At 38.6% G+C, this 13,320-nt stretch carries 8 protein-coding genes; 6 read left to right on the plus strand and 2 right to left on the minus strand.

The genetic code is table 11. The features are described from left to right. Positions 1-15 precede the first annotated feature (15 nt). Positions 16-1,113, minus strand: coding sequence for a sugar kinase (locus B5D25_RS07295; protein ID WP_078787303.1), 1,098 nt, complete (start codon positions 1,111-1,113; stop codon positions 16-18). 399 nt (positions 1,114-1,512) lie between these two features. Here B5D25_RS07295 and B5D25_RS07300 point away from each other — a divergent pair, with 399 nt between their 5' ends. From B5D25_RS07300 to B5D25_RS07310, 3 genes are all read left to right on the plus strand, one after another. After that, the gene (locus B5D25_RS07300) at positions 1,513-2,967 is read left to right on the plus strand and encodes a nitrogenase component 1 (protein WP_078787304.1); all 1,455 of its coding nucleotides are present in this window, start codon (positions 1,513-1,515) and stop codon (positions 2,965-2,967) included. Between the two features lies 1 nt (position 2,968). Beyond that, positions 2,969-4,258, plus strand: coding sequence for a nitrogenase component 1 (locus tag B5D25_RS07305; protein WP_078787306.1), 1,290 nt, complete (start codon positions 2,969-2,971; stop codon positions 4,256-4,258). Between the two features lie 69 nt (positions 4,259-4,327). Next, on the plus strand, positions 4,328-4,843 hold the full coding sequence (locus B5D25_RS07310) for a GNAT family N-acetyltransferase (RefSeq protein WP_090168507.1): 516 nt from the start codon (positions 4,328-4,330) through the stop codon (positions 4,841-4,843). A 73-nt stretch (positions 4,844-4,916) separates the two neighbouring features. Here the strand turns inward: B5D25_RS07310 and B5D25_RS07315 are convergent, their stop codons facing one another. Then, positions 4,917-6,296: a family 43 glycosylhydrolase gene (locus tag B5D25_RS07315; protein WP_078787307.1), complete on the minus strand. Its 1,380-nt coding sequence runs from the start codon at positions 6,294-6,296 to the stop codon at positions 4,917-4,919. A gap of 836 nt (positions 6,297-7,132) precedes the next feature. Between B5D25_RS07315 and thrS the strand changes: the two genes are divergently transcribed. The 3 genes from thrS (at position 7,133) to B5D25_RS07330 (ending at position 13,267) form a co-directional block, all read left to right on the plus strand. After that, the gene (thrS, locus tag B5D25_RS07320) at positions 7,133-8,956 is read left to right on the plus strand and encodes a threonine--tRNA ligase (protein ID WP_242870206.1); all 1,824 of its coding nucleotides are present in this window, start codon (positions 7,133-7,135) and stop codon (positions 8,954-8,956) included. A 5-nt stretch (positions 8,957-8,961) separates the two neighbouring features. Next, on the plus strand, positions 8,962-9,747 hold the full coding sequence (locus B5D25_RS07325; RefSeq protein ID WP_078787309.1) for a hypothetical protein: 786 nt from the start codon (positions 8,962-8,964) through the stop codon (positions 9,745-9,747). A 172-nt stretch (positions 9,748-9,919) separates the two neighbouring features. Next, positions 9,920-13,267, plus strand: coding sequence for an EAL domain-containing protein (locus B5D25_RS07330; RefSeq protein ID WP_078787310.1), 3,348 nt, complete (start codon positions 9,920-9,922; stop codon positions 13,265-13,267). The last annotated feature ends 53 nt before the right edge of the window (positions 13,268-13,320 follow it).

Consider the following 13,320-nt stretch of genomic DNA (forward strand, 5'->3'; position numbering starts at 1 on the left):
TTCACCACTGCTATTTTATCGTTTAACTCTGGCACCTGCGCCATTCATTATAGCTTCTACCTCTGAACGGCTTGCCATTGTTGTATCGCCCGGAGTTGTCATAGCAAGTGCGCCATGAGCTGCTCCGTAATTTACTGCCTTTTCAGGATCACCTGTCTCCATAAGTCCAAAGATGAGGCCTGAGGCAAATGAATCGCCGCCGCCAACTCTGTCCAGGATTTCAAGGTTATCGTACTGAGAGGCTTTATAAATCTCACCATCAGCCCAGCATATAGCGCTCCAGTCGTTAACTGTAGCAGTTTTAACTGTTCTGAGGGTTGTGGCAACCACCTTGAAGTTAGGATAAGTTTTAGCTGCTTCATTTATCATTTTTTTGTAACCGTCAAGATTAAGTGTCTTAAGATCGGCATCATTACCTTCTATCTCAAAACCAAGGCAGGCAGTGAAATCTTCTTCATTTCCGATCATAACATCAACGTATTTTGCTATTTCTTTATTTACTTCCTGTGCCTTTTCTTTACCGCCGATGGCACTCCACATTGAAGGACGGTAATTCAGATCGTAGGATACGATGGTTCCGTATTTCTTCGCAGTTTTAATAGCCTTGATAACGGTTTCCGAACTCTGCTCCGAGAGAGCTGCATAAATCCCGCCGGTATGAAGCCATCTTACACCGAGTTCTCCAAAAATATATTCAAAATCAAGATCGGCAGGAGTGGCCTTTGAGATTGCTGTATTGGCTCTGTCTGAACATCCGACGGCACCTCTTATACCAAAGCCTCGTTCAGTAAAATTAAGTCCGTTTCTGCAAACTCTTCCGATTCCGTCTGTCTTCATCCATTTAATAAGCGAAGTATCAACACCTCCTTGAAGGATGAGGTCTTCCATAAGTTTACCGACTTCATTATCGGCAAATGCAGTAATAACTGCTGTTTTAAGACCGAAGCATCTTCTGAGACCACGGATTACATTATATTCTCCGCCGCCTTCCCAAACTTTGAATTCTCTGGTGGTTCTGATCCTTCCTTCGCCCGGATCAAGTCGTAACATAACTTCTCCAAGACTTACTGCATCGAATGTACATTTCTGCTTATCTTTAATATTCAGAATCATGATTTCCTCCTGCATTTATGTGAATATACGTATTTTTGATCTTTGATCTGTTAAATGAGAAATTGTATTGATCGGTTTATCATTTACGACCGGTTATCATTTATGACTGATTATCATTTACGACCGATTATCATTTATGACCGGTTATCATTTACGACCGGTTTTGATCTCTTGATAAATAGCGGTCATTACTATAATTATCTGTGTTTGACTTTAAAAATCAAGTATATATTTCATATTAATATATAAATTCCTCTGTGTGTTATAGAAATATAAATGTATTTGATATTAGAAAAACTTATAACGAATGATAGAAAGTTGGAATTATCCTAAAATGCTTAAGTCATGATAACATCTGAGTGTAACAATTTGGTTTGATATTATATGGAGAAACGAAATATGTCTGAAGTACGTTATTCAGGGGTTCGAGAGAGTAAACCGGGAAGGATTAACGATCTTGGAACCACCGGCAAAGAAGTAGAAGAAAATTTCAAAAAAGGATGTCTGAAAAGAGCTGACAGAAGCTTTGCACAGGGTTTACAGTGTCAGCAGATCAACAGTATGGCAGCCCTTATGTCTTTGGAGGATTCAGTTTTTATCTCGCATTCTCCACAGGGATGCGTTGGATGTGCGATAATGGCCGTTGATATGTACAGAGTCGGCCAGGCGCATAGAGGCATCAAGAATATAAAGAATCCAAGACTTATAGTAACAAATATAGATCAGAAAAGCGTAGTTTTCGGTGGTGAGCAAAAGCTTCGCGATTCAGTGCAGAAAGCAGTTGAAAGATATAATCCAAAGCTTGCTTTTGTATATGCTTCATGTGCATCCGGAATTATCGGTGATGATATAGATGCAATCTGCGCCGACCTTCAGAATGAATATCCGAATACACTTATAGTCCCTATTCATTGCGAAGGATTTAAGTCGAAGATCTGTGCTTCAGGATTTGATGCGGCATTTATTTCTATAAATAAATATATTTTAAAGCATGAAAAGGTTGAGAAGGAAAAAGGACTTGTAAATCTTTTTGCTCCAACAACCGTAAGTTATGCTGACCAGAGGGAAATGGAGAGAATGCTTAATTTACTGGGTGTAAAGGTAAATTATATTCCATTTTACAGCTCTCTTGAGAAGATCAAGAAGATTCCTGCAGCGGAGGCATCAACATCTATTTGTAAAGTATTTGCAGATGAATTCATGAATACTCTCTGGGAGGATTACGGAATACCTTACTCACATACAGTTATGCCTATCGGAATCAGAAATACAGATAAATGGTACCGCGGAATTGCAAAAGTACTTGGCAAAGAAGAAGAGGTTGAAGCAATAATCGCTAAAGAACATGAGAGAATTGAGCCTCTTGTTAAGGAACTTAGAGAGAGACTTCAGGGCACAAGAGTTTTCATCTGCGGTGGTACAGGACGTTCATTTGCAGCGGCTGCTCTTATAGATGATTTCGGAATGGAACTTGTCGGACTTGAGACACCTACATATGATGCGGATGCTCAGGTGGATATAGAATACTTAAACGGAATTCATAAGAATTTTGTTGTTGATATAGCAAACATGCAGCCATTTGAACAGGTTAATCTTATTAATAAGTTAAAACCGGATGCATTTATCGGTGTTCCGGAATGGGCTGCAAAGCTTGGTATTCCGACAACACATGTACTTGACGGAAAGCGCCCGACTATGGGTTATGACGGACTTTTATTCCTTGGAAATAAGATAGCCGATCAGCTCCAGAATCCGGGATTCAACAAAAAGTTAGCAGCGCATGTTAAGTTACCATATAAAGATTCATGGTACGAAGAAGATGCATTTAAATATATTACGGAAGGAGGAGAATGATATGTCACAGATAATGGAAAATCCTAAGGGTGGATGTGTTCTTGCAGGTATAAATTCAGTGCTTGGTGCAATCCATAAAGTTTGTCCGATATATCATTCGGGACCGGGATGCTGCATGCAGAGTACAGCATCAGATCAAGGTCAGTCCGGACATAAGAGTTCATGTTTTGTCAGCAGTGTGTCCATTCCTTCAAGCAATATGTTGGAGAAAGAGGTAGTTTTTGGCGGTGTAAATAAGTTAAGAACTACAATTCAGGGAGCAGTTGATATAATTGATGCGGAAGCATATTTTGTCTTAACAGGATGTACAGCCGGCATCATCGGTGATGATATAGTAAGTGTCACAAGTGAATTTCAGGAAAAAGGAATTCCGGTATATCCTATAGAAACTCCGGGATTTACAGGAGACAGTAATCTTGGCTATGAAACAGTTTGGAATACTCTCATCGATCAGGTGGTAGAGGAAGGTGTCCCTAAAAATGATAAGCTTGTAAATATATTCGGTATTATTCCTTATCATGATCCGTTCTGGAGCGGAACACTTGAGGAGATAGACAGAATACTTTCTAAGCTTGGTCTTGAGGTAAATACATTTTTCACTAAAGAACAGGGAATAGATACAATACGTAAAAGTTCGGGGGCTGCCCTCAATATAATTGTAAATCCATGGTTATTTAAGGGACCTGCTAAGAAATATGAAGATAAGTTTGGGGTTCCAAGCATAAGAATTCCGGGACTTTTTATAGGTGCAACAGATACAACTCGTTTTGTAAGAGAAGTTGCTGAAGCGTTAAATCTGGATAAAGCACTTGTTGATAGAGTTATCGAAGAGGAAGAAAAGTATGTATATAACTATCTTGCTCAGGCTATTGGCGTAGTAAGCTGGAAGAGATTTGCGGTTGTTTCCGATGCAAATAGCGCCGTTGGTTTCACCAGATATCTTGCAAATGATTACAGCTTTACACCTGTTCTGGTCATCATTTCAGAACCTATTTACAGACAGGAAGATAAAGACAGAATTATAGAACAGATAAATGATCTTGAATATGCTGTTCCACCTAAGGTTTTATTCCTTACCGATCAGTATGAGATAAATCAGGCAATACGAAATGAAGAGAAAGAGATCACTCTTATCGTGGGAAGCAGCAATGAGCGTGAAGTTGCATTAGAGAAGGAAATACAGTTTATCACAGGAGCATTTCCTATTAATGAGAGACTTATTTTCAACAGGACTTACACCGGTTACAGAGGAAGCCTGACATTAACCGAAGATTTATATGATAATCTGTAAGGACAGTGCAGCCTATCGTAAGAAGGCAGTTTTATTTCCAAAATATATAGAGAGTGAGTCTACAAAATTATGAGTAATAAGATATCTATCAGAAAAGCAAAGATCGGTGACGATAAAGTTCTTGCCGAGCTCGAAAGAAGCTGTTTTCCTGAAGCTGAAGCCGCTGATAGGGATACATTTATAAAGCGTCTTGAAAGTTACAGTGAACAATTTCTTGTGGTAGAGGTTTTAGATGAAGAGACAAAGGACTCAGGAAAAGTTATAGGTCTTGTTAACGGCCCCATAACAAAAGAAGAAAATCTCACAGATGAAATGTATGCAGATACAGGTTTTCATGACATTAACGGTTCATGGAAAATGATATTCGGCGTAGAAACTCATCCGGATTTTCAGCATCAGGGCATTGCTTCACTTGCAATGAGAGCATGCATAGAGCAGGCAAAAGAAGAAGGAAGAAAAGGGCTTGTTCTTACGTGCAAGAAAGAACTTATTGGATTTTATGAAAGATTTGGTTTTCAGAATGAAGGTATTTCAGGTTCTGTCCATGGTGGAGCAGTCTGGTACCAAATGAGACTTAGTTTTTAAAAAATACGAGTCAAATAATAGTTTAATTGATACTATTATCTGACTCGTTTTTTAGTATTTATTATTCAGAAAATTATTTCATAAATACGAAGCTTTCAAGTTCAAAGAGTGGTCTTCCCTTGAAGTAATCAGCCATCCATCCTGAGTAATCTGTTTCGATTGTGAAGTAAACAGCATGAACACCTGTTACGGCTTCAACAACTTCTGTAATAACTTCATCATCATGTCCGATTGTGATGCTTCCAATCTTCTTACCAACTGTCTTAACTGTAGTAAGCTTATCAGCGGAATCTACACCATCGATATAGATATTCATTCTGCAGTCTCCGCCAAGACCGCGAACTTTAGCTGCGAATTCCATTGTCTTGCTTCCGAAATCTTCACCGAAATCAAAATATCTATATCCGATAATTGTTTCGTCTGTGATATTTCTGATGAAACGTGAGAATACATTTCTCTCTGAGATAAATGCACCGCCTGTAAGAACACATGCAAGATCTGCATCTGTAATCTGGTAAGGATTAAGCGCATTTTCAAAACCGAGACATGTTGTTTCTACCATTGGGATAGATCCGTCAGGAAGGATTTCAATCTTTTCAACACATCCGCGTCTTGACATGATAGTTCCGTTTGTCATTCTGTGATAGAAGACATACCACTGTCCGTTGACGTTCATTATTGAACCGTGATCATTTCCACCAGGATAATCAGCACCACTGTCAATGATGAATCCTCTGAATTTGAATGGGCCTGTTGGGCTGTCAGATGTTGCATAAGCAAGCTTAGGACAATCATTAGGTGAGTAGATCATGTAATATGTATCGCCAATCTTACGCATAGAAGCTGCTTCGAAGAATAACTTTTCATTTGTATCGAATCCGGCTTCTGCATCTACTTCAGATGGGATGAAATCTTTGATGATAGTACCATCGATGACTTCATACATATTATCAGCATTAAGTTCTGCTAATTCTGACTTAAGATAACCGCAGTAAATATAAGCTCTTCCGTCATCATCAACGAATACAGCAGGATCGATGAAGATACCGTCATTGAATGCACCCGGGGTATTGCACTTTGTCTGTGAAAGGAACTTGAAAGGTCCTTCAGGTCTGTCGCTTACTGCAACACAGCCGTTCTGTCCTTCTATATATGCATAAAGATAGTATTTTCCGTCTTTTTCAATAACGTCTGGTGCGAAAAGTTTAGAATTATCTGTTGTATAATCTGTATCAGAATCATAATCTCTTGTTTTTCCAACTCTGAAAATATCACCATGACATACCCACTCATTTGGATTTGTTACAGGTGCACTCCAGCACTTTAATACACAGTCGCAGAATTCTCCGTTTCCTGCTTTGTCATGAGAACCGTAAATATAAATTCTGTCTCCGAAAACACGTGGTTCTCCGTCAGGAATATATTCCCATTTTGGTAAATATGGATTTGCCATAATTATCCTCCTTAGAACAAATAAATATCGAACATAAGTCGTAAAATTAATATAACATAAAACTGTTGGAAGGGATAATATATTTTATAATTAACAGAGGATTTTTCGCTTTACATTTATAATGATGTAGTCTATAATTCATTAAACACATATTTAAATCGTTGATGAGAAGAGTAGGTTGTGTGAAATGTCACAGAGAATGGTGTCTTTTTATTGATCATTCGGATTATAATCGGATGAAGATAAAATGTGCTGTAAACACCCGGCTGAGTAGCCTTCGCGAAAACTACCTCGGAGAGACCTGCAAACAGGTACGGTGATTCCGTTATAATCATAATGAGAGATTCGGTTTGATGATTCTATTATGAAGAACTTTGAACATTGACAGATGTTTACAGTAGATAAATACACAGAAGATCATCCGGATAAGTCGGGTGGAACCGCGCACGAGAATATTATGCGTCCCTTGCATTACTAACGTAATGTGAGGGACGCTTTTTGCGTACTGAGCGAGTCAAGCACATGCGCAGCATGTGCTCCCTCTAAAGAAGAAAGGCCTCATGCTTGCATGAAAGGACTTGCTTCTTTAGAGGGTGTACATGTCCCGAAGGGGCATGTATTTGACGAGCGTGCGACATTCGATAAATCATGAAATGATTTATCGAATGCTTAACTGGGTTTTGTTGATAAATCATGAAATGATTTATCGAATGATTAACCGGATGAAAAAACCTTTCATGATTTATCGAATGGTTAACCGGGTTTTGTTGATAAATCATGAAATGATTTATCAGATGAAAAACATTGTAAAAAATTATTATAAAGGAGAGAAAAATATGTCAAGAGAAGATATGTCTAAAGAGGAATACAGAGAATATTTCCTCGCTAACTACCGCCATTCGATGGCACATATCCTTGCAAAAGCTGTTATCGAGATTTTCGGCAAGGAAAATGTACAGTATGCTATTGGACCACAGATTGATGATGGAATGTACTATGATTTTGTACTTCCAAGAACAGTAACTAAAGATGATTACAAGACTATTGAAGATAAAATGAGAGAGATCATTAAGCGTCGTGAGGATTTCCGTCGTGAGGAGATCAGCAGAGATGCAGCTCTTTCAATGTTCAAGGATCAGAAGTTCAAGTATGAGATCATTAAAGATCTTCCTGAAGATGAACTTCTTACAATCTACTACACAGGTGATGATTATGTAGATCTTTGCCGCGGACCTCATGTATTTAATTCAGAGGAACTTATGAATGTTGCTTTCCAGGTTAAGTCTGTTTCAGGTGCTTACTGGAGAGGAAATGAAAAGCTTGATCAGCTTCAGAGAATTTATGTTTATGTATATCCTGACAAGAATGCACTTAAAGAGCATCTTGCATTTATTAAAGAAGCTATGGAGCGCGACCACAAGAAGATCGGACCTGAGCAGGAACTTTTCATGTTCGATGAGTCTGCACCGGGTATGCCATACTGGCTTCCAAGAGGTTTCAAGCTTTACAATGCTATGCTTCAGTTCTGGAGAGGAATTCATGAAGAGCATGGTTATCAGGAAATCCTTGCACCTGTGATCAACCACAAGAGACTTTGGGAGACATCAGGACATTGGGGACATTATAAGGAAAATATGTTCCTTGTAACAACAGCAAATGTTGATGAAGAGACAGATAAAGAAGTTATAGATACAGATGTTCAGTACGCTATCAAGCCTATGAACTGCCCAAATGCTATCAACGTATATAAGAACGGACTTCACAGCTATAAGGAACTTCCGATCAGATACAGCGAGACACAGGTTATTCATAGACGTGAGAAGAGCGGTGAGTTAAATGGTCTTTTCCGTGTACAGATGTTCCATCAGGACGATGATCATACATTCCTTACAGAAGAAATGATCGAATCTGAAATCGGAGATATCATGGATATCGCAAAATATATCTATGAAACATTTGGTCTTACATATGCAGCAGAGCTTTCTACAAGACCTGAAGATTTCATGGGTTCACCTGAACTCTGGGATGCTGCCGAAGCATCATTAAAGCGTATTCTTGATAAGAAATACGGCGAAGGAAATTATGAGATAAATGAAGGCGACGGAGCATTTTATGGTCCTAAGATCGACCTTAAGATGAAGGACTGTCTTGGACGTGAGTGGCAGATGGGTACTATTCAGCTTGACTTCCAGCTTCCGCTTAACTTTGATCTTAAATATATTGCAGCAGACGGAACACAGAAGAGACCTGTTATGATCCACAGAGCTATCTTTGGTTCATTTGAAAGATTCATCGGTATACTTATCGAGAACTTCAAGGGTGCATTCCCATTCTGGCTTTCACCATATCAGGTAGGAATCGTTCCTATCAGAGAAGAGCATAATGAATATGCAAAGAAAGTTGAGAAGGCTCTTCGTGCAGCAGGAGTAAGAGTTGAAGCTGATTACTCTGATGAAAATATGAAGAACAAGATCAAGGGATTCAAGAAATATAAGGAGCCATACATCCTTGTTCTCGGTGATAAGGAAGCTGAAGAAGGAACTGTTTCAATCAATATCAGAGGAAATAAGCAGGCAAATGGTGTTCCTCTCGATAAATTTATAGAAGCATGTCGTGAACTTAATCTTAATCATTCACTCGATATTACGGAGGAATTTTAATCTAAATGGGGTTACAGTTAAAAGGTGATCCGGAGGAGATTGATAAGATTCTGAAAAGTTCTGAAAATGTTTATTACTTCGATGATGCAGGCATTGATGACACGGAAGTCGTCAGCCTGTATTCTCGAGCAAGACATGTCAAGGATGAGTATGAATTTCAGTATGAGACAACATTTACCAGAGAAAAAGAAGTTGTTTCAGGAATGAGAACTTCCGCAATATATGTTGGGATATGCATAGCGGTTTATGCATTATATATTATAGTGGAAATGCTTTTTTTCAGAGCTCCGGAACTTATTACAACATGGAGATCAATACTGGCGGTAATTCATGTAATACTTATGTTTTTTGTATTCTTAGTAACCGTATGTATTCTTTTGCCATGCTCGATAAATTTTCTTAAGCAGTGTTATATGTACTTTCTTTATACGGGGAAGGCAAAAAAATGGGACGATGCCAGAGATAAATATCACACCATTAATATTAATGATGAGAGAGAATTTCTCAAAAGAAAATTAAGTGATTACGAAAGACTTTTCGGTGAATTTGAAAAGATCGATAAAAGCAGAACAGCTCTGTTTCATACGAAAGAAGAGCAGTTACAAGTTAATGAACTTGTAAAAAGTATAAACAAAAATACAATAGATGAAATGCACCGGTTTATAAATCATATAGATTACAAGGCACCTAATTATGTCGATAAAAAAGATATAAGCGGATGGTGGGCGCTTCTTAATGCGGCGATAGTGCTTGCTATAGCTTTTTACAGCCTTGCAAGCGGAATGTTATAACTTAAAGAGGTCTTACTCGGAATACCACAAAATTCGGCAATTTGGGATAAAACCTAAGTGCTGGCGGTTGAATAAAAGTGAAAAATATTATATAGTATAGGTAGTATTATTTAGCCGAAGGGGAACGGCTTTTGGGGTTGATATATAATGTATTTCATAGGGAGAGTTGTGTATGGGTGGTAGAAAAAGATTAGCTCTCTTTGTTGGACAGCCGGAGGAAGATTTTCAGAGAAGATTTATAGAAGGGTTTGCAAAAGAGGCATTCGAATTCGGAATGGATGTCTGTGTGTTTTCTATGTTTAAAAAGTATCAGGATACAGCCTCGCGTGAAAAGGGGGATTCCAATATTTTCACGTTGGCTAATCCTGATTTTTTTGATGGGATTGTTATTCTGAAGGATACGATACAATCGGAGGATGCTGCCGAAGAACTGGAGCAGCGTATTAAAGATACATATGATAAACCTGTACTGGTTGTTGATAAAGAAAGTAAGTACTTTAAGAGTGTATATATAAATGGTTATGATCCTATGGTTCAACTTACGAATCATCTGATTGAAGATCACGGTGTCAAAGACATTGCATTTCTTGCGGGAAAAAGCTGGCACCGACATTCAAATGAAAGGCTTTCTGCATTTCTTGAATCCATGAGAAGTCATAAATTAAATGTTACGGATGACAGGATCATCGAAGGTGATTTCTGGTATACCAGTGGTGAACAGTGCTTGCTTTCTCTTATAAACAGCAACAAACCGCTTCCGGAAGCCATTATCTGTGCAAATGATCAGATGGCTATAGGGCTTTGTAAGGCACTGACTGACAGAGGTTACAGAGTGCCGGAAGACATTTTGATTGTAGGTGCGGATTCTATTATAGAGGGACAGACAAGTCCTAGGAGCCTTACTTCATATCTTTCACCGGCGTCGGAGCTTGGTGCATTTTCGGTTGAATGTCTTTTTGATCTTAAAGCAAAGAGATTACTCAGAAAATTTGAGGGAAAATCCCGGGCCCTTTTCGGAGAGAGCTGTGGCTGCTTCAATAAAAATATGCCTACATACAATTTGAAGAGAGATGAGTGGGATACAGACATTTCCTCGGAAGGATTTGAGTCTGTAAATAATACCATGTTCGAGAATCTGCTGCTTCAAACCAATATAAATGATTACATCAGTTCTGTATATTCATATGCTTATCAGATAAAAGATGCTGACTGTTTCCATCTTTGTCTTGTAAGCAGCCTCAAATATCTTAATCAAAATGAGGTTTATATACCTAAAAATGAAGGCTATCCGAAGAAAATGGTACATGCCATAAGATATAACAGGAATAATCTCGACAACCTCGTAAGCATGGATGATACATTCGAGACGTCAGAAATGCTTCCTGATATCTATGTGCGAAAAGATGAGCCATATATTTATTATTTCAATCCTGTATTTTTTGAAGACAGATGCTTTGGTTATGCAGTGGTCGGTTTCTGCAACAAACCCAAAACCTATGACGAGAATTATCGCAGATGGATCAATTTAGTTTCCGGAGGTCTTGAGGTTCTGAGGCGACACAGTACCATGGATATGGTCAAGGAGCAGATCTATAAGCTCAGAACCGGTAAGTTCATGAAGACCAGCGAGGTCTATGAGAATCTAAGTACTGATGATAAGAAGAAATACGAGACAGTCAAAGATATACTTGATAATAATCTTCTAAAATATAACTTCCAGCCGATAGTAAGCGCTGTGGACGGAAGCATCTATTCTTATGAAGCATTGATGCGTTCTACAACCAGAGAACCTATACCGCCACTGGTTATCCTTAAGTTTGCCGGTATGATGGACAGGTTGTCGGATGTTGAGACTGCTACGTTCAGAAATGTTCTTAATATTATTGAAAAAAGTAAACAAAAAATAAATGGTGCCAAGATATTTATCAACAGTATTCCGGGCATAAGTGTCAAAGATATTGACGAACTTGAGAAAAATCTTTCCGAGCATTGTGACACCGTTGTTGTGGAACTTACTGAAGAAGCTGAACTTTCGGAAGAAGAACTTGATAATCTCAAGGAATTCTATGAGAGAAATAATATCGAGATTGCCATAGATGATTATGGTACGGGATATTCAAATGTCAGTAACCTGCTTAGATATGTTCCGAATTACGTTAAGATTGACAGAAGCCTTTTGAGTGATATTCAAAATAAGCCGCAGAAGGAGCATTTTGTAAGAGAGATCATTAACTTCTGCCATGATAACGGAATCAAGGCTCTGGCAGAAGGCGTTGAAACATCCGAAGAATTGAGAACGGTAATTCATTTGGGAGTTGATCTTATCCAGGGATATTATACTGCGAAACCTGCAGAGAATTTTTTGGAACACATAGATGAGAAAAAGATAAGCGAGATCAAATCATATCATCAGGAAAGAAGCGACGGTAAGGTGAAGAGCATCTATGTTGCCGGAAAGACTAACAGAATTTCACTTCTCAACCTTTCAAATGATGGATGCACCGATATCGTTATCGGCCGCGAAGGCATGGTATATAATGATGTAACGATTGTTGGCATGCCATCTCATAAAACTGATATCCATATCAGGATCGAGCCGAGGTATTCCGGAAGAGTAACACTGGAAAATGTTTATCTTTCAAACGTTAAGAACAGACCATGTATAGAGGTTGGCGAGCATGCAGAGCTTGTGTTGGCTATTGAGGGTGATAATATTCTTGATAATGCCGGAATCATGGTTCCGGAGTCGTCAAAATTTACGCTTGAAGGAAATGGAAATATGACCATTACGCTGAATAGTAAAGACTATTTCGGCATAGGAAATGATATGAAATCCCGACATGGCGAACTGAGATTTTTACATGCCGGAAAGCTTAACATATACGGATACGGAACCAACGGAGTCGGAATCGGTTCCGGTCTTGGAGGAGTAATAAAAATTAAAGGCGGTCAGTTCGGAATCACACTTAACGGTATAAAAAGTGTTGGTGTGGGTAATCTTGAAGGACATACGGATTGCCTTGTTAAGAGTTGTGCATTCGAGGCTGAACTCTCTGTATCTAAGGGAGTCGGAATCGGCTCTTTAACTAAAGATGCCCTGGTAAGAGTGGAAAAAACTTCTGTAAAGATAAACGGAGATGCCAAGGAATTTGTAGGAATGGGAACCTTAGGCGGAGAAGTCGGAGAAGTATTTATCAATGATTCTTATGCCGAATTTAATATAAGAAGCGAGAATTCAACATGTATGGGTGCATATAATGCCTCATCAAAGATCGATATTGAAATTGCATCACTAAGGGCGGAATCAGTAGGTAAGGAGGCTTTTATCTTCGGAGGAATCAATGGTGATACAGAGGTATCTGAGGTATCTCTTATCAGTGTTGATACAAGAATAGAGCTTCATAATGCCATTGGCAAAGATTCTATGATTGAAGATGATAAATTCAAGATTGTTAACGGTAAGTTTAAGGTTATGGTTAACGGAGAAAGAATTGAACGTGAACTGATTTATAAATTCTGACATAAGAGGTCTATATACGCCAAATACATTGAAAAAACAGTAAATAAATGCTA

Source organism: Eubacterium ruminantium (assembly GCF_900167085.1).
GTDB lineage: Bacteria > Bacillota > Clostridia > Lachnospirales > Lachnospiraceae > Eubacterium_Q > Eubacterium_Q ruminantium.